The sequence below is a fragment of the Pseudalkalibacillus sp. Hm43 genome, assembly GCF_054170705.1.
In genome coordinates this window covers 3,335,279-3,359,829 of the sequence record NZ_CM135129.1, presented here as the reverse complement: position 1 = coordinate 3,359,829, position 24,551 = coordinate 3,335,279, and the positions used below count along the sequence as shown (strand labels likewise).

The 24,551-nt window shown below is 45.6% G+C and carries 30 protein-coding genes and 1 other annotated feature (1 of these 31 cut by a window edge); of the genes, 11 read left to right on the top strand and 19 right to left on the bottom strand.

The genetic code is table 11. From position 1 onward, the window contains the following. Window positions 1–10: 10 nt before the first annotated feature. A complete protein-coding gene (gene trmB, locus ACXQIQ_RS17475; RefSeq protein WP_439301109.1) occupies window positions 11–655 on the bottom strand; it encodes a tRNA (guanosine(46)-N7)-methyltransferase TrmB in 645 nt (214 codons plus the stop codon). 300 nt (window positions 656–955) lie between these two features. Here trmB and ACXQIQ_RS17470 point away from each other — a divergent pair, with 300 nt between their 5' ends. The 3 genes from ACXQIQ_RS17470 to ACXQIQ_RS17460 all read left to right on the top strand — a co-directional run bounded on the left by ACXQIQ_RS17470 (window position 956) and on the right by ACXQIQ_RS17460 (window position 1,673). Then, window positions 956–1,105, top strand: a complete 150-nt coding sequence (locus tag ACXQIQ_RS17470; protein ID WP_439301110.1) for a hypothetical protein — start codon at window positions 956–958, stop codon at window positions 1,103–1,105. 141 nt (window positions 1,106–1,246) lie between these two features. Continuing rightward, complete coding sequence (gene cydS, locus ACXQIQ_RS17465; protein WP_439301986.1) at window positions 1,247–1,333, top strand: cytochrome bd oxidase small subunit CydS; 87 nt, start codon at window positions 1,247–1,249, stop codon at window positions 1,331–1,333. 64 nt (window positions 1,334–1,397) lie between these two features. Beyond that, the gene (locus tag ACXQIQ_RS17460; RefSeq protein WP_439301111.1) at window positions 1,398–1,673 is read left to right on the top strand and encodes a YtzH-like family protein; all 276 of its coding nucleotides are present in this window, start codon (window positions 1,398–1,400) and stop codon (window positions 1,671–1,673) included. Window positions 1,674–1,855: 182 nt separating this feature from the next. On the opposite strand, the gene ACXQIQ_RS17455 is transcribed toward ACXQIQ_RS17460, so the two are convergent. From ACXQIQ_RS17455 to thpR, 6 genes are all read right to left on the bottom strand, one after another. Next, complete coding sequence (locus ACXQIQ_RS17455; protein WP_439301112.1) at window positions 1,856–2,644, bottom strand: phosphotransferase family protein; 789 nt, start codon at window positions 2,642–2,644, stop codon at window positions 1,856–1,858. Between the two features lie 123 nt (window positions 2,645–2,767). Further along, window positions 2,768–3,703 (bottom strand): diacylglycerol/lipid kinase family protein, encoded by a 936-nt coding sequence (locus tag ACXQIQ_RS17450; protein WP_439301113.1) that lies wholly within the window; start codon window positions 3,701–3,703, stop codon window positions 2,768–2,770. A gap of 309 nt (window positions 3,704–4,012) precedes the next feature. Continuing rightward, on the bottom strand, window positions 4,013–4,927 hold the full coding sequence (locus ACXQIQ_RS17445; protein WP_439301114.1) for a hypothetical protein: 915 nt from the start codon (window positions 4,925–4,927) through the stop codon (window positions 4,013–4,015). Between the two features lie 15 nt (window positions 4,928–4,942). Continuing rightward, window positions 4,943–5,629, bottom strand: a complete 687-nt coding sequence (locus tag ACXQIQ_RS17440; protein ID WP_439301115.1) for an LrgB family protein — start codon at window positions 5,627–5,629, stop codon at window positions 4,943–4,945. Next, entirely contained in the window at window positions 5,622–5,999 is a 378-nt protein-coding gene (locus tag ACXQIQ_RS17435; RefSeq protein WP_439301116.1) for a CidA/LrgA family protein, read from the bottom strand. The genes ACXQIQ_RS17440 and ACXQIQ_RS17435 overlap by 8 nt, the downstream gene beginning before the upstream one ends. Before the next feature lie 3 nt (window positions 6,000–6,002). Then, the gene (gene thpR / locus ACXQIQ_RS17430; protein ID WP_439301117.1) at window positions 6,003–6,566 is read right to left on the bottom strand and encodes an RNA 2',3'-cyclic phosphodiesterase; all 564 of its coding nucleotides are present in this window, start codon (window positions 6,564–6,566) and stop codon (window positions 6,003–6,005) included. 154 nt (window positions 6,567–6,720) lie between these two features. Here thpR and cysK point away from each other — a divergent pair, with 154 nt between their 5' ends. Together cysK and ACXQIQ_RS17420 are read left to right on the top strand one after the other, a co-directional pair. Further along, on the top strand, window positions 6,721–7,659 hold the full coding sequence (gene cysK / locus ACXQIQ_RS17425; RefSeq protein WP_439301118.1) for a cysteine synthase A: 939 nt from the start codon (window positions 6,721–6,723) through the stop codon (window positions 7,657–7,659). Window positions 7,660–7,897: 238 nt separating this feature from the next. Next, window positions 7,898–8,095: a hypothetical protein gene (locus ACXQIQ_RS17420; protein WP_439301119.1), complete on the top strand. Its 198-nt coding sequence runs from the start codon at window positions 7,898–7,900 to the stop codon at window positions 8,093–8,095. Window positions 8,096–8,131: 36 nt separating this feature from the next. On the opposite strand, the gene ACXQIQ_RS17415 is transcribed toward ACXQIQ_RS17420, so the two are convergent. Continuing rightward, window positions 8,132–9,310, bottom strand: a complete 1,179-nt coding sequence (locus ACXQIQ_RS17415; RefSeq protein ID WP_439301120.1) for an MFS transporter — start codon at window positions 9,308–9,310, stop codon at window positions 8,132–8,134. A gap of 141 nt (window positions 9,311–9,451) precedes the next feature. On the opposite strand from ACXQIQ_RS17415, the gene ACXQIQ_RS17410 reads away from it, so the two are divergent. After that, window positions 9,452–10,369 carry a nuclease-related domain-containing protein gene (locus ACXQIQ_RS17410; protein WP_439301121.1) on the top strand — a complete coding sequence of 306 codons (918 nt, stop codon included), beginning with the start codon at window positions 9,452–9,454 and terminating at the stop codon, window positions 10,367–10,369. A gap of 342 nt (window positions 10,370–10,711) precedes the next feature. Here ACXQIQ_RS17410 and pepV read toward each other — a convergent pair whose 3' ends face one another. Then, on the bottom strand, window positions 10,712–12,115 hold the full coding sequence (pepV, locus tag ACXQIQ_RS17405) for a dipeptidase PepV (protein ID WP_439301122.1): 1,404 nt from the start codon (window positions 12,113–12,115) through the stop codon (window positions 10,712–10,714). 21 nt (window positions 12,116–12,136) lie between these two features. Further along, on the bottom strand, window positions 12,137–13,153 hold the full coding sequence (locus tag ACXQIQ_RS17400; RefSeq protein WP_439301123.1) for a potassium channel family protein: 1,017 nt from the start codon (window positions 13,151–13,153) through the stop codon (window positions 12,137–12,139). Window positions 13,154–13,479: 326 nt separating this feature from the next. Here ACXQIQ_RS17400 and ACXQIQ_RS17395 point away from each other — a divergent pair, with 326 nt between their 5' ends. Then, window positions 13,480–13,701 (top strand): DeoR family transcriptional regulator, encoded by a 222-nt coding sequence (locus tag ACXQIQ_RS17395; RefSeq protein ID WP_439301124.1) that lies wholly within the window; start codon window positions 13,480–13,482, stop codon window positions 13,699–13,701. Between the two features lie 68 nt (window positions 13,702–13,769). Here ACXQIQ_RS17395 and ACXQIQ_RS17390 read toward each other — a convergent pair whose 3' ends face one another. Then, complete coding sequence (locus tag ACXQIQ_RS17390) at window positions 13,770–14,408, bottom strand: PRC-barrel domain-containing protein (RefSeq protein ID WP_439301125.1); 639 nt, start codon at window positions 14,406–14,408, stop codon at window positions 13,770–13,772. A 108-nt stretch (window positions 14,409–14,516) separates the two neighbouring features. Continuing rightward, a complete protein-coding gene (locus ACXQIQ_RS17385) occupies window positions 14,517–15,212 on the bottom strand; it encodes a pseudouridine synthase (protein WP_458026127.1) in 696 nt (231 codons plus the stop codon). 117 nt (window positions 15,213–15,329) lie between these two features. Here ACXQIQ_RS17385 and ACXQIQ_RS17380 point away from each other — a divergent pair, with 117 nt between their 5' ends. Further along, window positions 15,330–15,758 carry a DUF6884 domain-containing protein gene (locus ACXQIQ_RS17380; protein WP_439301127.1) on the top strand — a complete coding sequence of 143 codons (429 nt, stop codon included), beginning with the start codon at window positions 15,330–15,332 and terminating at the stop codon, window positions 15,756–15,758. Window positions 15,759–15,794: 36 nt separating this feature from the next. Here the strand turns inward: ACXQIQ_RS17380 and ACXQIQ_RS17375 are convergent, their stop codons facing one another. Both ACXQIQ_RS17375 and ACXQIQ_RS17370 read right to left on the bottom strand, forming a co-directional pair. Beyond that, window positions 15,795–17,438: a putative polysaccharide biosynthesis protein gene (locus ACXQIQ_RS17375; protein ID WP_439301128.1), complete on the bottom strand. Its 1,644-nt coding sequence runs from the start codon at window positions 17,436–17,438 to the stop codon at window positions 15,795–15,797. Window positions 17,439–17,531: 93 nt separating this feature from the next. After that, the gene (locus ACXQIQ_RS17370) at window positions 17,532–17,900 is read right to left on the bottom strand and encodes a hypothetical protein (protein WP_439301129.1); all 369 of its coding nucleotides are present in this window, start codon (window positions 17,898–17,900) and stop codon (window positions 17,532–17,534) included. 87 nt (window positions 17,901–17,987) lie between these two features. On the opposite strand from ACXQIQ_RS17370, the gene ACXQIQ_RS17365 reads away from it, so the two are divergent. After that, a complete protein-coding gene (locus ACXQIQ_RS17365; RefSeq protein WP_439301130.1) occupies window positions 17,988–19,250 on the top strand; it encodes a BaiN/RdsA family NAD(P)/FAD-dependent oxidoreductase in 1,263 nt (420 codons plus the stop codon). 13 nt (window positions 19,251–19,263) lie between these two features. Continuing rightward, window positions 19,264–19,734 (top strand): GNAT family N-acetyltransferase, encoded by a 471-nt coding sequence (locus ACXQIQ_RS17360; RefSeq protein WP_439301131.1) that lies wholly within the window; start codon window positions 19,264–19,266, stop codon window positions 19,732–19,734. Window position 19,735: 1 nt separating this feature from the next. Here ACXQIQ_RS17360 and ACXQIQ_RS17355 read toward each other — a convergent pair whose 3' ends face one another. From ACXQIQ_RS17355 to ACXQIQ_RS17340, 4 genes are all read right to left on the bottom strand, one after another. After that, window positions 19,736–20,212 (bottom strand): NUDIX hydrolase, encoded by a 477-nt coding sequence (locus ACXQIQ_RS17355; RefSeq protein WP_439301132.1) that lies wholly within the window; start codon window positions 20,210–20,212, stop codon window positions 19,736–19,738. 59 nt (window positions 20,213–20,271) lie between these two features. Further along, the gene (locus ACXQIQ_RS17350) at window positions 20,272–20,463 is read right to left on the bottom strand and encodes a sporulation protein Cse60 (RefSeq protein ID WP_439301133.1); all 192 of its coding nucleotides are present in this window, start codon (window positions 20,461–20,463) and stop codon (window positions 20,272–20,274) included. A gap of 87 nt (window positions 20,464–20,550) precedes the next feature. After that, window positions 20,551–20,880 (bottom strand): rhodanese-like domain-containing protein, encoded by a 330-nt coding sequence (locus ACXQIQ_RS17345; protein WP_439301134.1) that lies wholly within the window; start codon window positions 20,878–20,880, stop codon window positions 20,551–20,553. Between the two features lie 31 nt (window positions 20,881–20,911). Continuing rightward, window positions 20,912–21,223, bottom strand: coding sequence for a rhodanese-like domain-containing protein (locus tag ACXQIQ_RS17340; RefSeq protein WP_439301135.1), 312 nt, complete (start codon window positions 21,221–21,223; stop codon window positions 20,912–20,914). Here ACXQIQ_RS17340 and ACXQIQ_RS17335 point away from each other — a divergent pair. Further along, the gene (locus ACXQIQ_RS17335) at window positions 21,199–21,549 is read left to right on the top strand and encodes a hypothetical protein (protein ID WP_439301136.1); all 351 of its coding nucleotides are present in this window, start codon (window positions 21,199–21,201) and stop codon (window positions 21,547–21,549) included. The genes ACXQIQ_RS17340 and ACXQIQ_RS17335 overlap by 25 nt on opposite strands. A 90-nt stretch (window positions 21,550–21,639) precedes the next feature. On the opposite strand, the gene leuS is transcribed toward ACXQIQ_RS17335, so the two are convergent. Further along, window positions 21,640–24,057, bottom strand: coding sequence for a leucine--tRNA ligase (leuS, locus tag ACXQIQ_RS17330; RefSeq protein ID WP_439301137.1), 2,418 nt, complete (start codon window positions 24,055–24,057; stop codon window positions 21,640–21,642). 428 nt (window positions 24,058–24,485) lie between these two features. Further along, window positions 24,486–24,551 (bottom strand) — a binding site (T-box leader); it runs 165 nt beyond the window's last position.

Here is a 24,551-nt window from a genome sequence, read left to right as displayed (position 1 = left end):
TCTATCGGATTCACTTGCTTCGATATACCGCTTCACATCGATAAATTCGGTTCCCTTTCGCAGAGAACTTCTCTTCGTACTCTGTCATGACATTGCCCTCGATATCACTGTTATGGAGATCTAAGCTGACATTGTTCAAGATCATCCCGTACTTTGAAAAGCTATGCAGAGAATACTCGAACAGTCCCTGATTGTCCGTTTTCAAATGGACTTCTCCGTTTGGAATCAGAACTGCTTCATACGATTGTAAAAACGTTTCGTACGTCAGACGTCGCTTCTCATGTCTTGCTTTCGGCCATGGATCGGAAAAGTTCAAATACACACGATGCACTTCGTTTTCTGCAAAAAACTGATTCAATTCCATCGCATTGACGTTCATCATGCGGACATTTTCCTGTCCAGACTCTTTGATTTTATCAATGGAACTAACGACGATACTCTTTTGTCGTTCAATTCCGATAAAATTGATATCCGGGTGAAGCTTGGACATTTCTGTGATGAACTGCCCTTTACCTGTTCCCACTTCAATATGGATCGGGTTTTCATTCCCGAAAAGTTCTTTCCACTTCCCTTTCCAGTTTTCCGGGTCGGGTACGACGATTCCAGGGTGATCATCTATCATATCTTGTGCCCAAGGCTTGTTTCTAAGACGCATTCATTCAAACTCCTTTATTTACGATATCCTCGGATATTTTACCATGAAACGTTCCAAAAAATGAACTTCTATCGAATTTATCTGGTTCGATTCTTGAATATGGGAGCATACCAGCGCATATAGGCGCAATTTTTTATATATGAGACCTGAACCGAATGAGGCTTATGACAGACTGGTATATCATGGATAACCATGATTAACGTGATTAGGAAAGAAAACGCTTACACATATATGCTATTAAGTGTTGTTTGACAAAAACACTTTAGGAGTGAATTAAACAAACTTATGATGAAAAATGTGATGACGAAAACAGCAGAAATCTCAGTTCTAACTGTATTCAGTGGACTATTTGCAGGTTATGCTTTAGCGATATATCCATTAGAACGCCTTGTTCACAAACAATCGACACGCGCAAAAGAGATGAAAATCAAATACGCTTCTCAATATTAATTTGTAAGAACGATGGTTCCTGTATTCCCGTTTTTTAAAAACGGAATCAGGAACCTTTTGTTTTGGATGAATTTTAGTGATCCAATTATGTGATAAACACTGTAAATACGGGTACAATTGTATAAAAAAGGTGAGGTTTACATGGATCAATTCTTCATATTTTGGGCGCCACCACTTGTCCTGTTGATTGCCATCATCGGCTTGTTCGTTTGGGGTGCTAAAAAATAAACGGATGAATATTCAGGCACTGGCACATCCTAAACTCAAACGGACTTGAAAGGATGCGTCATTCATGCCATTGCAAGTTACTGACCAGCTGTCATTGTTGATGGATATACTAAGAAGCCACCAGCTCGATCAATGCGGTTCTTCTTCAGAGTGTCAACAGATCGAACGCCTGACCAACTCGTTGCTTCAAAATCCTCAAACCCCGCTGGAATTGAGGGAGACATTAACATCGATACAAGCATACAGCAGAACAGGCAGCACCTCCCCTTCGGTAGATCAACATGTAGTCGGCTATCATAATGAACTCACACAGTGGATGAGCGTATTGGACCCGCAATAGCAATAAAGTGAGTTGAGAGAGCTTCAGCGTGTATGTGCGCTGGAGTTTTTTTATGTAGGGCTGAGGTTCTTATGAGCAACTTGCGGGGTGCGAACTTCTCATTTCAGCCGTTTCGGGGTGCGTAAGTGTTCCTCTACCAATAAAAAAGATGAAACCTGACATCAGGTTTCACCCATATATATTCAATGCAATATTTGCTTGTTCAGCTGGACGAGGTAATTCATCCAGTAGTTCGCTTGCTGTTCCTGGTTTCGTTCACAATGCCAGTAAATCGACTCGATGGTTTGGGCAACGATATACCAATGCATGCGAGTTTTTAAAGCGGTTGTCATTGGTACTCCATAAGAACGAAGCCACTTGTCCCATTCTTCGTCTGGCACATACCAGTACAACAGCATGGCAAGATCGAGGGCAGGATCGGCAATGACTGCACCATCCCAATCAATCAGGTAAAGTTTTTCATCTTCCGTAATCAGCCAGTTGTTGTGATTCACGTCCCCATGACATACGACGAATTGGTCTGTGCGCATATCTTCAATATGGGAAGACAAATAGTCTAAATAAGGCTGGATTTCGGCTTGGAATTTTATATTTTTATACGTTCGGTTTTTCAGTTCATCCAAAACTGCATCAGGTGTTAACGGCTGAATGCCAATCCTGCGTAACATCGAAAGCAATTCCTGAGAACGATGGATTTTCGAAAGCAATTGGGCAACGGGTTGTTGGTTCATTTCAGCAGCTTTCAATTCCCTGCCGTTCAACCAGTGCTGAGCTGTTATAACGTCTCCGTTTTCCAAACGTTTCGTCCATAAAAGCTTTGGGACGATTCCCTCTGCCGATAAAACAGCAAGGAACGGGGACGAATTGCGTTTTAAGAAGATCTTCTCTTCCCCATATTGTGCGATGTAGGCTTCACCGGTTGCACCACCTGCAGGCTTCACCTGCCAACCGCTTCCTAATATGTGTTTCAATGCTTTCACCTTCGATTTCATCAGTCTATCATTATTATGATCGGCTTGTTCCGTTAAAATCGGACAGTTCTGTACAGATATAATATTTTAACACAGAAACGGGTCAAAATCGATACGTTCCGATCAGATTACCGTAAAACGCTTCGGCAAAACCTTGATTGTAGCAGGGCTTGAGCCGATGACTTCTCCATCGGCATGCATCGTAACCGAGCGATCCGTTTCAACTTGTATTTCGCTTCCTCTTAACATCGTTACCTCTTTCAGCCTTGTATGTAAACCTAAAAATACGGTACCGAAGAGAAAGAAAAGTTTCTTTCTGGACAAATTATGGACGATACACAGGTTGAGAACACCGTCGTCCGGGCGAGCACTTGGACAGATCTTCATACCGCCACCGTAATATTGGATGTTCGTCGTTGCGACGAGCCACACATCTTCAAACGTGTACAGCTTGCCATCCACTCTCAACGTCAATGCATAAGGTTCATATTTCAAACTCAGTTTCAACAAGGTAAAAATGTATGATAATGACCCAAGTCCGAATGTATTCAGGATTCCTTTATATTTCGATTCGTTGGTCTGCTTTGCGACTTCACCATCGAAACCGATGCCTATGGAGCTGGAAAAATGGTTCGCTTTATGCTTGCGTGCTCCAATACGGAACTCGCCTAGATCGTACCTTTTGTTGCGTTGAAATTTAGAAGATAAAATATGGTTCAATGCTTGGGTAGTGGATCGCGGCAAACGAAATCCACGCGCAAAATCATTACCTGAACCAGCCGAGATGAAACCGACTGGAATATGTATGTACTGCACCATTCCGTTGATGACTTCATGGATCGTCCCATCACCACCAACCGCAACGATTCCCTTCATATTTTCATGGTGCATATGCGTCATCTGCTGGGCAAGATCCTTTGCATGTCCAGGTCGTTGGGTAAAAAAGCTTCGATAAGGTACCTTACGCTTCTGTAGTTCCTTTTTGACTTTCTTCCATACCTTTTCGCCTTTCCCATTTCCCGCTTTTGGATTAATGATGAAGATCAAGAACTTTTCCATAGAAGCCTCTTTCTTTCAGATGGCACTTTCCCACCAAAAGTGCAAAACTTGTACGCATGACGTAAAATCCGCATCGACAAGTTTTTCATCCTCTCTCCTTTTTCAACAAAATGATCGAAAATCCTCTAATATTTTATAAATATTGGTAAATGAATGTCGATGATAAGGATGATAGAACTACATTAGTGTAGTCTAAAAGTCCTTTCAAAGAAATGGTTTATATAGGTAGGAGTGTTTTGTTGAATCATTCGTGTCTTATTTTTTATCGACATATACTGTTCAATTGTTGAACACTTTCAACAAACAAGTTTATTCAGGATCCACTCGACTCCATAAATCCTGTTCTGTTTCCCATTCAGGTCTGAGGTAGGCGGTCGTTACACATTGATCCATGAGACCCTTCGCTGCCTTCAATTGTTTTGCTTTGATAGGACTAGGCTGTCTTTTCAGAGCTTCCCACCACTGTCCGTAATTGGTCTGATCGACGACTTGGATGTATGGAGGAATGCCGCTCCGATTGATGAATCCATTTTTACAAAGAACTGTATAAGATATCTTCATCTCTGTCTCATTCGTGTCGATGACCGATTCGATAAAGTAGTTCATCCGTTGAACAGCTGCGATCGGGCTGACAGTTTTCACGACCTCACCCCGCCTCTCGACTTCCCAAAAACGCCCTTGTGAAGGATGGATAACATCTCCTTTTTGTGTATCCATCAGAACAATCGCATGAATCGTATCAGGACCAATCATGATCACATCCATTTGGGCTTCGGCCTTTTTCAATCGGATGATCGGTCGGTACAGGACCAGATAATTATCAGGAAGATCCATCAATAATATGCGAAGGAAATCCTCTCGCAACCTCTCTCTTCCAATTCTTGACCTTTCCCGAATTGTCGAGCTTGCCCATTTCAATTGGAAGTCGAACAGTTCTTCCCGGAAGTTCTTTTTCAAGGCCGATAGGGTAATCGGTGTTCTTGGTGGAGTGTACGGTTCCTCTTCAATCGTCTCGGACGTCTCCGACTTTCTCTGCCACCACTTTTTCCGTTCTGGTTCGGATGAGAATTCTCGATCATCAGGTTCCGAAAGCTTCTCGTTTTCCCAGTTCGCTTTCACCCGTTTCCAGCGATCGCTTTTCAATCTGATATATTGACCGGTGTATCGGTATACGTCTTTTTCATAACGAGAGACACAATCCTCGATTTTCAAAAGCTGTGCCATTCGTGTACCACCTCTTTACATCCATGAAGAAATAATCGGTATCAAAAATGATGCAAGTAACGCTGAGATCGTCATTGCGACCGAACTGATGGCCGCTGCTTGATGACCATATTCCAATGACTTGGCTGTTCCGATGGCATGAGAGGCGGACCCTAATCCGATTCCCCTCGCCATTTCTCCCTCTATTTTAAACCATTTGAACACATATGGGGCGATCATTACGCCACCGATTCCAGCTACCATGACAAACACAACTGCAATAGAAGGCGTGCCCCCGGTCACTTTGGAGATTTCCATCGCAACCGGTGTCGTGACAGATTTCGGCAACAACGAATAGATGACGTTGTCTGGCGGTCCGACCCACTTCGCAAATAAGAGTCCAGATAAGATTCCGACCACTACACCTGTAAAAATACTGAGCATCAGCGGAAGCATGTAACGGACAATGATGCCCCGGTATATATAGAGCGGGTAAGCGAGTGCGACGACGGCAGGTCCTAGCAGTCGATCGATCCATTGTGCGCCTTCCATATAAGTGTCATATGGAATATCCGCTACTAGCAGGAATATGATGATGAGCGTTGTAGCCGTGATGATCGGCGTCGTGAATGGATGCCGTTTCTTTTTATACAGTTGGATGCCGAGTAAATATAAGCCAATCGTCAGTGCTGTGAAGAATAGTGCTAGTAAACTATCAATCATATGAATCCTTCTTTACATCGTTTGGCATCATCCATTCCAAAACTTTAGCAGACAGTACCATCACGAGGATCGTACTACCGAGCACCGCGGGTATGAGCAGGAGACCTTTCCCTTGGAAAACGAATCCGAATTCCATCACTCCGACCGTAACCGGTATGAAAAAGAGCGGAAGATGGGAAAGCAGGAAGTTGCACCCCTCCTGCACCCATTTCAACGGCAATATTTTTGTCGTCAGTAAGATGAACAAGAGAAGCATGCCGAGAATGCTCCCAGGTATCGGGAGATCGAACGTATTTTGAATGAAGGTCCCGATAAGATACAAACCGTACAAGAGGAAGATTTGCAGGGTACCGATCATGATTTTTGACATGTTTTATTGGTCCTCTCTGAGTTTGAAACGCTCATAAACAACGTACTTCGGTTTTCTTTGCGGATGGATTTCGTATAGGATCACTTCGTCTACTTGCCAGGTGAGACCGTTGAGTCCTTCTGGTTCCGGAAGCCGTTCGGTAACCTTCTCGTTCTGCCCACCCCACCTTTTTCCGATCGTGATATGGGGTCGATACGGCCGATTTGACGTATCAAAACCGACGGATGCACAGCTCTCGGAGGTGCGCTTGTATAGTTCGTCGAGTTGTTCAGACGGTTCGATGCCGACCCAACAGACACGAGGGGTTTTCGGGTTTCCGAACACTCCGACGGAAGAGAGCTCTAGTTCAAACGGTTGGGTGTCTTGCAGCTTTCCACGCAGCTTGTCCACTAAATCGCGCGCAGATTCATCGGACGTCGCCCCTAGGAAATTTAACGTAATATGAAAATCTCCCTCACTCGTCCACTTTTTCAGTGGAAGGATCGGCTTTACTTTTTCCGCATAACCCTGAATTTTCGCTTGTAGCTCTTCTGGAACCGGTACAGCCAGGAACATATGTCGATCCATTGTACAAAACCTCCATTAAATCTATTCATAAGTCTATCAGAAATAGGGAATGACTTGAATGTAATTGTATTTTTTCAAGACCGTTTAATTAGAGCCGTTTACTTGGATTTGATATAATATGTGTGAAGTATCGTAAGCAAAGGACGTGTTGAACATGCGTGTTGTTAATAGTATAGCTGAATTAATCGGAGATACACCTTTTGTAAAATTGAACCGTCTCACGGATCCGAACGGTGCAGACGTTTATGTAAAATTAGAGTATTTCAATCCGAGCGGCAGCATCAAAGACCGCGCAGCCTACAATATGTTGAAGGTAGCGGAAGAAAAAGGACTGCTGAAAGCGGGATCCACGATCATCGAACCGACTTCCGGGAACACAGGAATCGGTCTTGCGATGAACGCAGCCGCGAAAGGTTACAAATCCATCATCGTCATGCCAGACACGATGACGAAGGAACGAATCAACCTGCTGAAGGCGTATGGCGCAGAAGTCGTGTTGACACCGGGCGATGATAAGATGCCAGGCGCGATTGCAAAAGCGAAGGAACTGGCGGACCAGATTCCGAACAGCTTCATGCCGATGCAGTTCGAAAACCCGGCTAACCCGGATGCCCACAGAAATACGACTGCGATTGAAATTTTGGAAGCCGCTAAAGAAATCGGTAAAAACTTCAAAACGTTCGTCGCACCAGCTGGAACAGGCGGCACGATAACCGGGACAGGTGAAACGTTGAAAGAACACATGCCGGATCTTGAAATCAAAGTCGTTGAACCTGAAGGCTCTCCGGTATTGTCCGGCGGTAAACCTGGTAAGCACAAGCTCGTCGGAACAAGCCCTGGATTCATTCCAGACATCCTGAACCAGAACATTTACGACGAAATCATTCGGATCAAGGACGAGGAAGCGATTGAAACGACCCGCAAGCTTGCAAGTGAGGAAGGTATCTTAGTTGGACCGTCTTCTGGCGCTTCCGTCTATGCCGCACTACAAGCTGCGAAGAAGTTGAGTAGCGACGATGTTGTCATTTGCATGACTTGCGACTCAGGTGAACGCTACTTGTCCAGCGACCTGTTCGACTTCGGTGAAGAGTAATCGTTGAAATGGAACGACTTCCAGTGAGTGGAGGTCGTTTTCTTTATACATTATGATAAATAACTTTTTAACAAGAAGTTAATCGACGCAGATAAAAAGTTTACGTACAAAGTATAAGTGCAGCTAGGACTCAGCCTGCACCAAGGCTTGGCTGAGTCAAGTTTTCTTTACGTTTTTCGCCTGGTCATAAAGGGTAAACTCCCATATAGACAATCTCATTGTAAAGGAGTTTTCCAATATGGCTGCAGATGAAATGGATACATTCAAGTGGCATTTGAATCGGATTACCCGCGACTGGTCGGAGCTCGTCCATAGCTATGAAAAACTGGACAGCGGCGAGAAAAAGACCATCCATCAGAACTATCCTTTTACGTCCAACATCAACGATTTGAAAAATATGATTGCGAAATGGAATGACACCGTCAGTCATCTCTAACAAGAAAACCCCCGGTTCCCGGGGGTTTTTTACATATTATGAGGATGGACTGGCGCTCGCAGCACCTTCCGGCAAGACCTTCAGATTGATGAGCAGTAGGATCAGACCGATCGTCGTCATCGTTCCGAAGAAGAAATAAAGGCCGAATAAGGAGTGGGCGTCGTAGATGATTCCGCCGAAGAACGTGCAGAACCAGCTGCCGAGTCCGTTCCCCATCGAGCTGTAGAGCGCTACCGCTGTCGCTTTCACGTCATCCGGTGCGATTTCCCTCACGTATTGGAGCGCTGCCGGAATGAAGAGACCGATCGAGAACCCTTGTGCAATCGTTGTCGCGTAGACTCCGACCAATGTTGGTTCTGTAAAATAGTAGAACCATCTGACTGCGGAAATGAGCGCGGCCGCAATGAGGATTTTCTCATAGCCGAGTTTGCGAATCCAACCGCCAGACAGTTTCATGAACGGCGCTTCACTACCCGCCGCTAGCAAGAAAGCGATACCTACACCAGCGAGGGTTCCGCCCAGCTCTTGTATATAGAGACCGAAATAAAAGTTGTTCGAGTGGATCGGTCCGAACACCGAAAACGTTGTAAACAGGAACAGGATGAACTTCGGCATTCTGATGAGCCGCATGAATCCTGAGCGCAAGTCCACTTTTAGCGTATTGCTTTCTTTTGGAAAAGAAAGAACGAAGATCGTACAGATGAGCAGTGCCGCTGTGAAGCTGTAGAAGATCAGTTTGAGCCCTAGCGTTTCAGCAAGCGTTCCCATCACATAGACCGATACTGCGAAACCGACCGCTCCCCACAGCCTGAAGTTCCCGTAATCTTTTTTTGTCGCCATTACATAATTGAGTGTGATGCTATCTGAAACCGGTACGATCGCACTCTGGAATGTCGCGAGCAGAATCGAAATGAGAATGAGACTGATGTATGAGTCCATGACTGCGAACGGGATTGCAATGAATCCGCTCATCGCCAATGTAAAAATGAGGACCGCTCTCGGACGCCTCGTATAGTCACAAATGACGCCCCATATCGGTTGCGCGATGATCATCACGACCGGACTGACGGACATGATTGCCCCGATCTGCGTTCCCGTGAGCCCGACGTCTTGTTTAAGATAAACACTTAATAATGGAAAAAGCGTCCCGAAACCGAAGAAGATGAAAAAGTAAAACAAGCTGATATTCAATGGTGTACGTTCTATTGATTTCATAAGCCCTCTCCTGTCTGACCGTATGTAATTACTCTGTCGATTGTAACGCACCCTTAGAAAAATGCAATAGTGGAATGGTTGTTAATTTTACCAGTTAAATGTATGATTATGGAAATTATGTGAAGGAGGAATGTGCATTGAATGAAGAGATATCGAAATGAATCTAAAGAATTGAAGGTGATGAGATCTTTGGGTGCGCGGATGGATTTATGTGAGGTTGATCGGAACTACCTTCTGAGTTTGAAAAAAGGTTTTGAAGGCGAGTGCAAGTTTGATGGATTGATTGAACCATATCTGGACGGACGCATCGTACTCAATGACCTGCTGCTCGCGCACAAGAATACCGTTTTTCAGAATGATTCGTTGGTGATGAGCTCGTCGAAGATTGTTTTGTTCGAGGTGAAAAATCTCGAAGGTGATTATTATTTGGAGGGCGACAGCTGGTTTTCCTCGAACGATAAAGAGATCACGAACCCTCTGCATCAATTGAACCGAAGTACCATCCTTCTCCGTCATCTGTTAAAAGGATTGGGCATTTTTCTCCCGATCGAACCTTATCTTGTGTTTGTGAACCCCGAGTTCTACCTTTATCAAGCTCCTACAAATCTTCCAATCATTTTTCTCCCCCAGTTGAATCGATATTTTACGAAGATGCAAAAAGAACGATCGATTTTGAAAGATCACCACTATGAAATAGGAAAACAACTGCTATCCCTCGAGTTGACCGACGCCCCCTCCTTTCGATTACCCAAATACGACTATCCCCTAATGAAGAAAGGCATCCCTTGCTTGGCTTGTGGTGGGATGTATGGTGCGCTCGTCAGAACTACCCTGGTTTGTAAGAATTGTGGATTTGGTGAGGATTATGAATCTGCCGTTGTACGCAGCGTAGAGGAGTTTCAGTTGTTGTTTCCAGCGGAGAAAATAACAACGACTACTATGATTGAATGGTGTGATATAATCAGTACCAAAAAAGCAATGCGGAAAATTCTTTCCAAGAATTTTGATTTAATTAAGAGCGGTAAGATGTCTCATTATGTTAAAGAGCAACAAAGGTAATGCTCATTGGTGCGATCTCGCCATATTTCGCGACTTCGGGGTGCGAATGAGCTTCTTGCGGGGTGCGATCTCATCATTTCTGCGACTTCGGGGTACGAATGAGCTTCTTACGGGGTGCGATCTCGTCATTTCTGCGACTTCGGGGTACGAATGAGCTTCTTACGGGGTGCGATCTCGTCATTTCTGCGACTTCGGGGTGCGAATGAGCTTCTTGCGGGGGGCGATCTCGTCATTTCTGCGACTTCGGGGTGCGAAAGACCATTCCGCACTGCCCAATCGCCCCCCTCCAACAATGAAAAACCGAGTACATCCGTACTCGGTTCTCCGATTTGACCATTTAATTTATTTTGCCAACTCATAGATGGCTTGTGCGTAGATTGCGGTGGCTTTCATTAGGTTTTCGATGTCGATGTACTCGTCCTTCTGGTGAGCGAGTTCATCTTCGCCTGGGAACAGGGCGCCGAACGCGACACCTGCATCGAGCGAGCGGGCATACGTACCGCCGCCGATGGAGATGAGGTAGCCGTCTTCTCCTGTCTGCTCTTCATACACGGACATCAGCGTCTTGATCAACGGGTGATCTTCCGGAACGTGATGTGGAGCCAAGTGCTCGATCTCGTTCAGCTCATAACCGAACTGAGCGCTTGCTTCCTCCAGTATGCCTCGTGTGCGCTCGAAATCGTGCGACACTGGGTAGCGGAGGTTCATCCCGACCTTGCCGCCTTCTTCAACCGTGTACCGCATGATACCCGCGTTCAGTGTCAACGGTCCGCTCACTTCATCGGAATCAGCGATCTCCAACTTTGTCCCTTCTGAATCAGAAGTAAGATACTCATTGACAAAGCGGATGAACGCATCGCCGTCCCCTTCAAAGGAATAAGCGGATAAAAACTCGGCCAAGAACAGGCCTGCGTTTTTTCCAGTCTCCGGTTTACTGCCGTGCACCGAGACACCTTCCAGCTTAAACGTATAGCGGCCGTCCGTAGCAGCAACCTCACCAGTCAATCCAGTATCAGCTAGAAACGCATTGAACGAAGCTTCCACTTCTTCTGAAAGTCCCTCAACGACTGCTTCCGCATAATCAGGAACCATGTTCAGCCTTCTACCAGAATCAAACGAAACCAAACGCGCACCTTCACCCTCACCAGCCCCGACTGCACTCGACTGCTTCCACTCGCAATCGAAGATTCCTTTTTCCGCATAAATGATCGGGAAATCGGCGTCTGGTGCGAATCCGATCGTCGGCATTTCTTCCTGCTTGAAGTAGTGCTTCACGCATCGCCAGTTGCTTTCTTCGTCCGTCCCGAAAATCATGCGCACGCGCTTGCTCACATCAAGCCCGAGCTCTTTGACGATTTTCATAGCATAATAGGCCGCCATCGTAGGTCCTTTGTCATCGATGGCACCACGAGCATAGATGCGGCCGTCTCGAATTTCAGCTGCGAATGGGTCTGAGCTCCAACCGTCGCCAGCCGGAACGACGTCCAAGTGGCACAGTACCCCGACGAGCTCTTCCCCTTCACCGAATTCCAGGTGACCAGCGTATCCATCTAGATTTTTACTCGAGAAACCGTCCGCTTCCCCTTTTTCCAAAAAGTGCGTGAGAGCACGGTCAATCCCTTCTCCAAAAGGCGCTCCTTCCTTTGCACTTTCTGGATCAAGGACACTTTCAATCTGCAACAGCGCTTGAAGATCATGAATCAAATCGTCCCTGCGCTTCTCCACTTCCTGCTTCCAATCAATCATGTGATGACCCCTCCGTTCGTTTTATGCTTCACTGCGAATTTTATCAAACGTTTCCTTATCACAAATGACGAATAGTCGTGCATCCACTGGGATTGTTTCGTTCAACCGGCGATTGATGTCCATCTTGTTTCCGTCTGCAATGAGCGTCGCACCTTCCTGTAACAATGAGGTGAACGCGTCCCGGTACGTCTTCCAATCCGAGCGGGCAGGGATTTCGTAGATGTTGTCCCCAATTCCATGGCTCATCAGCTGGCTGAAGAGCTTGGATATCCCATTCGTAATCGCTGAACGGACGGCCAACCTCGAAATCGTTTCGTTGGATAAAATGAACTCGTCCACATCCACGTGGCGGAAGTTCTTGATATGATCTTCGTTCAAAATTTCGACCGTACTATGTATTTCAGGTGAAATGCGCTCAATCGTCGTTACGATCAACAACGTTTTTCCATCTGTTAATAACGGATCCTGAATCGTGTCATCCGCAAACAATAGGACACCAGCTGCTTCGGACAGATTCGCTTGCATCAACGTATCCTGGTCTGCCGCATCACCTCTTACATAATGGACATGCTCATCCAAATAGGGTGACTTTTTCAACTGATCGATGATGACGATTTCCCGGAACTTATCCGTTTGTAAAATTTCTTGAATCGCAAACTTCGCTTTCTGAGACCATCCGATAATGACGATGTGATTCTTTCCTTTATAGGTCAACATTCCTTCCTCCTTCCTACGTCTGAATGCACTGAAACCATCGACTACTTTCCCAATGACGACACCGATCAAGCCAATCCCGACTATGTATAAAAGCATCGCATAAACACGGCCGCCGACGGAAATCGGTGAGATGTCCCCATATCCAACGGTCGTCACGGTAGTCATCACCCACCATAGTGCATCGAACAAGTTGGTGAAGGTTTCGGGCTCAATCAGGACCATGACTAAGGAACTCATCACGACCATGACTATACTCATGACGAAAATGACCCAGTTACTCAGCTGGACGACCTTGACCCTTAACCATTTGAAAAATTGCACGGAATACTCCCCCTTCCTCCTCAATGTACCACACCTACACTGAATTTCTGTTTTGAATTATTTACAGAATTATTATACAATATTTCTAACCAGGAGGTGGGGTTGAAGTCACAATATCCACTCTAAAACAGGGGATGGAGTGGAAGCAACATGTCATATGACGGACAGTCTCATCATATCTCTTTCATCATCAGTTTCCGCCGATTGATAACGATTTATGCTAATGTACCTATTTATTCAAATAATTCAATAATTGCTTAACATCCACTTAACAATTATTGGGTACACTATCCATGAAGTCGTTAAATAAGGTAAGGAGTGGTTGTTTGAGTCCTTCGACTGAACGTATGTTGAACCGCGTAAAGGCTATTTATATGTTTATTAATGAAAGTGGTCCGGTAACAACGCAGGAAATTGTCGACGAATTCGGGACGACAAAGAGAACGATTCAGCGAGATTTGAACGTACTAACGTATAACAACCTGGTAGAAAGCCCCACTAGAGGAAAATGGGAAACGACATCCAAAAAGGTAAAGATTGCACAATAACTTCAAAAATAAGTAGAAAAAAGAGCTGACCGCGATGTGGCCAGCTCTTTTATTGATTTCAAAACCTTTTATCTCGGTTGGACTTCGCGTAAATCTTCTACGAGATGATCTTTCACGTGATCCGGTACGATGATGTGTTCAGTCGCAAGCTCCATGTTGTCTTCAAGTCTCATGTAACGGTTCGCATCCGACACCAAGTTCGCCCAGAAACCTTCTGATAGGGAAAGACCGATGACTCTTCGAGTATCCCAGTCTATGACGACATCCTGCACCTTTCCAACTGTATCTCCGCTTTCTGTCTTCACTTTCTTGTGGATAATGGACTCTGTCGCGATTGAATCGATTGGATCATGATACTGTTGATCGATTCCAGATATCCTCACCTTGTCTTCACTTAATTCCAATACATCCTTAAAAGGGATATACAGCGTTTCGGTGGTATAATTCTTCTCGAATGTATCTTCGTCTGTTACAGGTGGTGTGTTCATCGCTACTTGCCCTCCAGAACTGTTCACCACATTATCCATTGACGTTTCCATTCGGTTATCCACCCGATCTTCATCAGGTCGTTTCTCTAAATATATAAGGTAGTCTAAATCAAATGTTTTTTTGTTCAGGAGTATGTCCTCGACCTTGTGTTCAGGTGCCTCATCATATTCACTGCTGACGATCTTTTTCTTTAAGATGTCTTTTCCGAATATTAACATATTGGATTCTCCTTTCGTTGGATGTTTTGATTAATACCCGACATTTTCGGGAATAAAACAACCAGGCGGAAAGGATGATGAAAAATAGGCCAGATGTCTCTGAGTGGATTACTCGTTTTGTTGACGATCTTGTAAGCGTTCAAGTTCATCCTCTGTCAGCGGTCGATATTCACCAGGGGCAAGGGATGGGTCCAGTTTCAACGATCCCATTTCCATCCGTTTCAAGTAGGTGACTTTTTTCCCAACGGCTTCAAACATCCGTTTCACTTGATGGAATTTCCCTTCCGTTATGACAAGCTCGATCTCGGATTGTGTGCCGCTTTTTAAAATGTTTAAGTCGGCAGGCTTTGTCTTATACCCGTCATCGAGTGTGACGCCTTTGCGGAAAGCGATTTGATCGTCTTGCGTGACTTCCCCGTCGATCTTTGCGTAATACATCTTCGGGACGTGTTTTTTAGGTGAAAGCAGTTCATGCGAAAGTTGTCCGTCGTTTGTCAGCAAAAGCAATCCTTCCGTATCTTTATCCAAACGCCCTACCGGGAAAGGCTCAAACCCAGCATCCTCGACATCTAGTAAATCAATCACGGTCTTATGGACGTGATCTTCGGTAGCAGAAATGACCCCATCCGGTTTATTCATCATCAGATAGATATGTTTTACATACTCGACGACTTCTCCGGCGACGGTGATGACATCTTTATCTGGATCGACATGGGTTTTTCCGTTTTTCAAAGGTTCGCCATTTACGTTCACAAGACCATTTTTCAACAGCTTCTTCACTTCTTTACGGCTTCCAAAGTTCATATTGGCCAACAATTTATCGATTCTCAAAAGAGATCCTCCCAACAATTGTAAAATAGTAGCTTAATTTTCAACGATGAGTGTATAATAAGTAAAACTAGTTCAAAAGGAGGGGTACCATTGAAACGCGCAATCGGACTACTTGCTACAGGACGAAAAAAACTAGGACATCCCGCACCGGTGCTGGATTTTTATACAAGTCCATTGTTTCAGAAATCAGTACAGTATGCAAAAGAGCATTATGACGGTTTTTACTTTTATAATGCAAAAGATGGACTCTTATTACCCGATCAAACATTAGAACCCTACGACCTTTCCATCAAGACGTTCTCCATTATGGAAAAGAAGGTATGGGCTCGGAATGTCATCGATACGTTCCGTAAATATGAATCTCCTGATGAGATCATCGTTTATCTGCATGGCGGGAAAGTGTACCGAGACCACCTTGAACCCCAGCTTGAACAGAAGGGCTATGAATATAAGATTCCGATGAAAGGCCTCGGAATCGGTCAACAGCTTGCCTGGCTTGATCAACAGCTCGCTGAGTGAAAAAAGGTACAAAAAGAAGGCCCGGTGAAAGGCCTTTTAATTTGCTCGTGTTCTTCGACGTTTGAAGAATCGATTGATTTTATCACCGAAGATATGTTGTAGGAGCCCAGAGAAATGACTCATATATAAATAGACTCCCGCTCCTGCAAACACACTTACCGTCAACACTACGAATGAAGTGAAAGTACTTCCGTAATCGGTTCCCACAAGTGCTTCCATCGCCCACTTCGCAACAACTACCGCCAATACCATCAATCCGATGAACATTCCGATCAGGATAGAACGTTTGAATACAGGACGGAACGAATAGTTTGCTGCACGTTTGATGATGAGCAAGTTGATCGTGATCGAGATGGCGTACCCTAGATTTGTACCGAGAACCGCACCGAGAATACCGAAGTTCGCAATCAATACATAGTTCAAGCTTAACTTTACGAAGATTCCTGTCAATAAGCTGTAGACAGCGAATCGTTGTTTATTGATCCCTTGTAAAATCGCAGCCGTCACCGTGAAGAGCGCGAATAAGATCGCCGTCGGTGCGTACCACGAAAGGACAAAGCCTCCGATTTCGATATTGTTGTTGAATAGGAACGAGTAAGCTGGCAGACCAAGAATCGCTAAGCCAATCCCAGCTGGTACCGTCAAGAATAAGATGATTTCAAAGATTTTCGTGATCTGATTTTGCAGGACAGGAAAATCTTTTTTCGTATATAAGGTCGTAATCAATGGGATGACCGTAAGCGCCACACCCGTTGATAAAGAAACCGGAATCATGATCAGCTTCTGTGTATACGTCTGCATGACAGCGTAGAAATCTTCCGCCTTACCCTGGCCGTAGCCTAATCCATTTTGCAACGCATTTGTGATCGTGAACATGTCGATCAATTGGTAAAGTGGGATGGCGAGACCGACTGCCACGAATGGAATTGCATACCGGATCAGTTCTTTATAAATTTTCGGTAGCGGGATTTTGTGGTCCACACTGTTCCTCATCATCTTGTTCAGGTGAGGACGACGTCTTTTCCAATACCAGAGGAGGACGAGTAAAGAAGACATTGCGCCGATCGTTGCCGCGAAAGTCGCGAATCCGACTGCCGTACTCACTTCCCCTTTGAAAATGACGATGACCAAGAACGCACTGATCAGGATGAAGCTAACACGGACGATCTGCTCGACCACTTGTGATAACCCCGTCGGGCCCATTGATTGGAATCCTTGGAAATACCCTCGAATCAAGCTCATGACCGGAACGATGATCAACGCTGTCGATACGAGCTGGATGACCATTTTAATGTCCTGAACGGAGTTCCCTTCTGCTCCTCTTTGACTGGCAAGGAATTCAGCGATCCAACCGGACAATGAGAACAACAATAGGAAGGATACGATTCCGCTGACCGTCATGAACAAGAGTCCGGATCGCAATAGTCTCCGACCGGTTACATAATCGCCCATTGCATTATATTTCGAAACGAATTTGGAAACTGCTAAAGGTAAACCTAATGTGGATATACTTAAAAAGACGGCGTATGGTGTGTAGGCAAAACTGTACAATGCTCCACCGGACGGACCGTTTTCAGATTCTACTAACCATTCAAACGGGATGACGAAGATCAACCCTAGAAATTTAGAAAAGAAGGTAGCCGCTGTCAGAATCAGCGTGCCACGAATCAGTTTTGACATATATACTTCCAACTCCCAATGCCATTCACATGTAATCTTATGTATTTTACCATAGTATGATAGCTTTCGCGAAAGCTTTTCCTATCTTAACGGTTAAGACTTAAATTCAATTCCAGGCAACCATAAAATCGTCGTATCATCATCCATTTCTGTAAGTTCAGAGGCTGTGAGGGCGATATGGAAAATTTCCCTTGCTTCAGGCTCTTTCAGAAGTTTACCTGCAAATTGCTCAGCGAATAGAATCGCCCGCTCCTCCCCGCTGTTCAATTTGAAACAGAAGATATGACCGTTGCATGATTCATCCCAAAGCCAGGCATAGGAATACCCTTTGTTTTCAATGTGGACGAGATCTCCGAACGCGGGTATGGATATGAGAAGGACTGGTGAGTCTTCATAGGTTGTCCAGCCTCCATCCTCTGGCGTGTGAGCTTCTGTAATGGATGGGGAATAATGATTGTTCATGAAATGGAGCGCTCCTCTACGTGTTCATTTTCTTTTCCTATTAAACATGGTATCTTACAATGGAACGAACGAAAAGTAGGTGCAATTATGAAATACGATGTCATCATTATCGGAGGCGGTCCGTCTGGGCTCATGTCCGCTGTTGCAAGTGCTTCGAGCGGCGCTTCCGTTTTACTAGTCGATAAAGGAAATAAACTCGGTCGGAAGCTTGCGATTTCTGGTGGTGGTCGATGCAACGTCACGAACCGCCTGCCGATCGACGAAATCATCAAGCATATTCCGGGTAACGGTAAGTTCTTATACAGCGCATTCAACATCTTCAACAACGAAGATATCATTGCGTTTTTTGAAGGGCTCGGCATCCAGCTGAAAGAGGAAGACCACGGCCGGATGTTCCCTGTCAACGATAAGGCGCAATCGGTTGTCGATGCAATGCTCAATAAGATCCGTGAGCTTGGCGTTAAAATACGCACGAATACTCAGGTCGAGCATGTGATTTACGAGGATGGGACAGCAAGAGGCATTCTTTTAAAAGATGGCGAAAAGATTGAAAGCGATGCGGTGATCATTGCCGTTGGCGGAAAGTCCGTTCCACATACCGGTTCTACGGGAGATGGATATGCATGGGCGCAAGATGCCGGTCATAAGATCACAGAGCTCTATCCAACTGAAGTGCCGCTCACTTCCGATGAACCGTTCATCAAGGACAAAGCGTTGCAAGGTTTGTCTTTGCGAGATGTTGCGCTCAGCGTGTTGAAACCGAACGGGAAACCGATCATCACCCACCGGATGGATATGATCTTCACCCATCTCGGCATTTCAGGACCAGCTGTGTTGCGTTGCAGTCAATATGTCGTGAAAGCCCTCAAGAAAAGCAAGGACGGCTATGTGACGATGCAGATCGATCTTTTTCCAGATCGAAATGAGGAGCAGATCTTCCAAGAACTGATGAAGATGCTGAAGGATGAGCCGAAGAAAGCCATCAAGAACGCGTTGAAGGGTTGGATTCCAGAACGTTACCTTCACTTTTTACTGGACCGGGCGGAGATTCCCCTTGAGACGGTCTATTCCCAGCTGTCGCATTCAGCGTTACGGGATTTTGCAGGAATGGCGAATGGCTTTACGTTTACCGTGAACGGGACTTTGCCGATTGAAAAAGCGTTCGTAACCGGCGGAGGGGTGTCGACGAAAGAAGTGGAACCGAAGACGATGCGTTCGAAATTCGTACCGAACTTGTATTTCTGTGGTGAGATTTTGGATATACACGGCTACACAGGTGGATATAACATTACCTGCGCCTTCGTTACCGGTCATCTTGCTGGAACGAATGCCGCAGCAGACCGGTCATAGGGGGAAAAGTGACATGCTCAAACGGAGAGGCGTTTATGCGTTAACGACGGATCGAACTGAGATGGACGTCGCGTTCATCCACCGGTATTTACATGAAGATTCCTATTGGGCAGGGGGAATCGACTACGAGACGGTCGAGAAATCCGTCGAGAATTCGCTCTGTTTCGGAATTTTTACGATGGATGGAGATAACGATACGCTGGGAAAACAAGTCGGATTCGCGCGTGTCATTACCGACTATGCGACTTTCGGATATCTGGCAGATGTGTTCGTGGTGGAAAGCCACCGTGGGAAGGGATTGTCCAAGTGGTTGATGGAAGAAATCATGGCGTATCCCGAGCTGCAACGATTACGTCGGTTGATGCTGGTGACCAAAGACGCGCAAGGTTTGTATAAGCAGTACGGATTTGAGATTTATGACAATGAGGATCAAGGCTTGATGGGCATTCGCCGGAAAGCTGAGGATTTATATCTGAAGGGCTGACTTATCGCGTCAGCCCTAATTCTTTCACTTCGTCCAGTTGTTCGTGGCGGTAGTAGCACTTGAATTCGAGCGGTTCACCGGTGTACATCATCTCAGGCAGGAAATGCCGGATGTTGCTGACAACGCCCATATTGTCTTCTGCTAATACCCACTCAAGCTCTTTCCATTCGAGAATTCCCTCGTCCATTTTGAGAGGAGTTGGATATTCAGTGTGAGGCTCGAGTTGCGTGATGAACACGTGCATGCCGCCTTTTTCGATTCCCTCCACGTCCCAAGAAACGACGCCAGTATACTTCGGAGTGACGATGCGCATGCCGGTCTCCTCCATCACTTCACGGATCACGCTTTGTTCAGGGGTTTCGTCAGGCTCAAGTTTTCCACCGACTCCATTCCACAATCCTTTGTTCGGTGCTTTCACCCGGTTCAGCATAAGGACTTCTGAACCTCTCATGATAAAACAAATACAATACCGTATCATCCACTCACATCCAGACAGGTTTTTTTACCAGTCTACCACTGCTCCCAAATTTTACAAGGTCATTTTTTGTACAAAATCATAGCCGAAAAGCTGTATAGCGATTCGTAGTCTTCCGTCTCTTCGTCCGCCGCGATGGAAACCTGGTACTGGATTTCAACGAATTTCGATTGCTGTAATTCGGCTAGAAATTCGTTCACTGCTTCTTCAAGATCCTCTTCATGTTCCGCCTCGAAAATTTTCACCTGCAACATAAAAACACCCCCAGAGAATTCCACTTTTAATAGTAAAAATTCACCCGAGAGTGTTCAAAGTCCTTTGACGAAAGCCTTCTACTTTTGTCAGGATACCTTAACGTAATATATGAATTTCTTCGTTTTCTTTTTCAGGATGCGCGCTGCCATCGCTGCCGCTATTTTCGATTCAGCGATGACGACGATGTCACGATCACAAATTTCCCCTTCCTTCGAGGTCCGTGGAAGATAGGATAGCGGGATGTTCTTTGTGCCCACGTGGAACGGATTCCGGTGAGACAATTGGTAATCCCGGATGTCGATCATGCAATATTCGTCGAGCGCATCTTGCTCAAACGTTCTGAGCTTCATATAAGGAAGTATATAGGAATAAAGGAAGTATGCTGCTGCAACCAGCAAAATCAGTTCCCATATCATTTGGTCCACTTCCCCTTTCTTCTCTGTCCTTTTACTTGGTGTCGCCTTCCCACTCAAGCATGCCACCAGTCATGTTGATCACTTTGTAGCCCTGCTCTTGTAAGAAGAGACTTGCATTTTCACTGCGTCGGCCGGAACGGCAAACCATGATATGCTCTTTGTCTTTTTCGATTTCTTCCATACGTTCCGGGATCTCAGAAAGACGGATATGCTTAGCGGCAGGGATCATACCTGCAGCCACTTCTTCGTCTTCACGGACATCTATGATGGAGATGTCTTTCCCTTCTTTCAATAGCTTGTCAACTTCTTCAGGTGTAATTGTTCGAACTGTATAGTCCTCCATTTAAAATCATTCCTTCCATCTATATTCGCTTTATTGGTTTATTGTTTGTTCATCCGTCACTTATTTTACGAACTTCACTAAAAAAAGTAAAGAGATTGATTTTGCGGGGAGGGGTTTTAGAAATTCTGGCGGTGGTTTTAGAAATTTGGGGTGCGGTTTTAGAAAATCCGGGTGCAGTTTTAGAAAATCGGGGTGCGGTTTTAGAAATTTGTGCAGTGGTTTTAGAAAAAACGGCGGTGGTCTTTGAATTCGGTAAAATAGACCCATCAAAAAGGAAGCTCCCTGTTCCAGGGAGCATTCAAATGAGTGCCAGGTACCAATCATAAGCCCTTGCCCCGCAAGGATTCTTTTTTGGTACCTGGCACCGTTCAAAAAAAGGATTGCTCCGCACTGGAGCAATCCTTTCCTTATTTTGATTAATTTGCGACGATGTTGACCAATTTGCCTGGTACGGCGATGACTTTGCGGACTGTCTTTCCTTCGATGTTTTCTTTCACTTTATCGTCGGAAAGTGCGATTTCTTCCATTTGTCCTCTATCCGCATCAGTCGGTACCAACAACTTCGCACGTACTTTTCCGTTGATCTGAACGACGATTTCCACTTCGTTCTCGGTCAACTTCGACTCGTCGAATGTCGGCCACTCAGCGTAAGCGATTGAGCCGCTGTGTCCTAACTTCTCCCAAAGCTCTTCCGTAATATGAGGAGCAACCGGAGACAACAATTGGACGAATCCTTCCATCAACGCTTTCGGCAACACGTCTTGCTTATATGCTTCGTTGATGAAGACCATCAATTGAGAGATCCCTACGTTGAAACGCAACTCTTCGTAGTCTTCGCTCACTTTTTTCACCGTTTGATGGTAAACGCGCTCAAAGTCTTCGGAAGCTTGAACGTCCTGGATTTTACCAGAAATCGATCCATTTTCTTCGACGAACAAACGCCACACACGATCCAAGAATCGACGGGATCCGTCCAAACCGCTCTCAGACCAGGCGATGCTTGCATCCAATGGTCCCATGAACATTTCGTACAAGCGCAACGTGTCTCCACCATGGGATTTCACGATGTCGTCCGGGTTCACGACGTTCCCTTTCGACTTACTCATCTTCTCGTTGTTTTCCCCAAGGATCATACCCTGGTTGTACAAGCGTTGAAACGGCTCTTTCGTCGGCACAACACCTACATCATATAAAACTTTGTGCCAGAAGCGTGCGTACAATAAGTGAAGAACCGCGTGCTCAGCGCCACCGATGTACAAGTCAACAGGTAGCCAGTGCTTCAACTTCTCTTCCGACGCCAACTGATCGTTGTTGTCTGCATCAATGTAACGCAAGTAGTACCAGCAACTTCCTGCCCACTGCGGCATCGTGTTCGTTTCTCGACGACCTTTTTTACCCGTTTCCGGATCGACGACATTCACCCACTCTTCAATGTTCGCAAGTGGTGATTCCCCTGTTCCGGAAGGCTTGATGTTGCTCGTCTTCGGAAGTGTCAACGGCAATTCCTCATCAGGAACCGCACTCATCGTGCCGTCTTCCCAATGAATGATCGGAATCGGCTCGCCCCAATAACGCTGACGGCTGAACAACCAGTCACGAAGACGATACGTGATCTTCTTCTCACCTTTGTTGTTCTCTTCCAACCACGCAATCATTTTGGAAATCGCTTCTTCCTTGTTCATTCCATTCAAGAAATCGGAGTTGACGATTTCGCCATCTTCCGTATATGCCTCTTTTGAGATGTCTCCACCTTTAACAACTTCAATAATCGGAAGCTCGAATTTCGTAGCGAATTCGTAATCGCGCTCATCGTGTCCTGGAACCGCCATGATCGCACCTGTTCCGTAACTCACCAATACATAGTCTGCGATCCAAACCGGAATTTGCTCACCGTTCGCAGGATTGATGGCATAAGCCCCTGTGAAGACGCCGGTCTTTTCTTTTGCAAGCTCAGTACGCTCCAAGTCACTCTTCGTGCTGATTTCTTTCTTGTACGCTTCAACCGCGGATTTTTGCTCAGGTGACGTAATTTCGTCAACATAAGCATGTTCCGGCGCTAATACCATGTACGTCGCGCCGAACAATGTATCGGGACGCGTCGTGAAGACGGTCACTGTTTTGCCGGAGTTCGCGATATCAAACGTGATTTCCGCACCTTCCGAGCGGCCGATCCAGTTACGCTGCATTTCCTTCAAGCTTTCTGGCCAGTCCAACTCTTCAAGGTCCTCTAACAAGCGATCCGCGTACGCCGTGATTTTCAACATCCACTGCTTCATCGGCTTTCGAATGACCGGATGTCCACCACGTTCACTTTTACCATCGATCACTTCCTCGTTCGCAAGCACCGTCCCTAATGCCGGGCACCAGTTGACCGGAACTTCGTCGATGTAAGCCAATCCTTTTTTATATAACTGTAGGAAAATCCACTGCGTCCACTTGTAGTAGTTCGGATCCGTCGTGTTCACTTCACGATCCCAGTCGTAGGAGAAACCTAATTCCTTGATCTGACGGCGGAACGTGTTGATATTCTGCTCGGTAAAATCAGCCGGGTCATTCCCTGTATCCAACGCGTATTGCTCAGCTGGAAGGCCAAATGCGTCCCACCCGATCGGGTGAAGCACGTTGTAGCCTTGCATCCGCTTCATTCGTGCGACAATATCAGTCGCCGTGTACCCTTCCGGATGCCCGACGTGAAGCCCAGCACCTGATGGATACGGGAACATATCCAACGCGTAGAACTTTTTCTTGTCTGGTTCGAATTCTGTTTTGAACGTTTTGTTTTCTTCCCAATACGATTGCCACTTACGCTCGATTTGTTGATGATCGAAAGCCATTTTGAAGCCACTCCCATTCGTTTTTATGTGTTTAAGTATGATTTCTCGTGATTTATGAAAAATTGGGGCATGATGAGCACCCATTTGCTGCCGAGATAAGTACGGTTTTAGAAAATTCGGCGTTGGTTTTAGAAAAAAGGTGTGGTGTTTTGTAAATTTCACCCTTCGTCTTGTAAAAATCCTAGCTTGTTTTAGGAAAATGAGGGTCCGTTTTAGAAACCATGGCCTTCTTACTACGCCCCAACCCAAGAATCAGAAGCTTATCAACTTCCCTCTGAGGAAAGAGGAACGATGAGATTAAGGCGTCGCAGTTCCGAGGACCGGAGTTTAGTTTGACCTAAATGAGGACCGGAGGAACAAGACAACGCAGAGATCAGAAGCTCATCTTTTCTCAGAAAATAATAAAACCTCCCGCCACTGATCTAAACATCAGGGACGAGAGGTTGAATAAACAATACTCCCGCGGTACCACCCGCATTAGTACACAAAAAGCG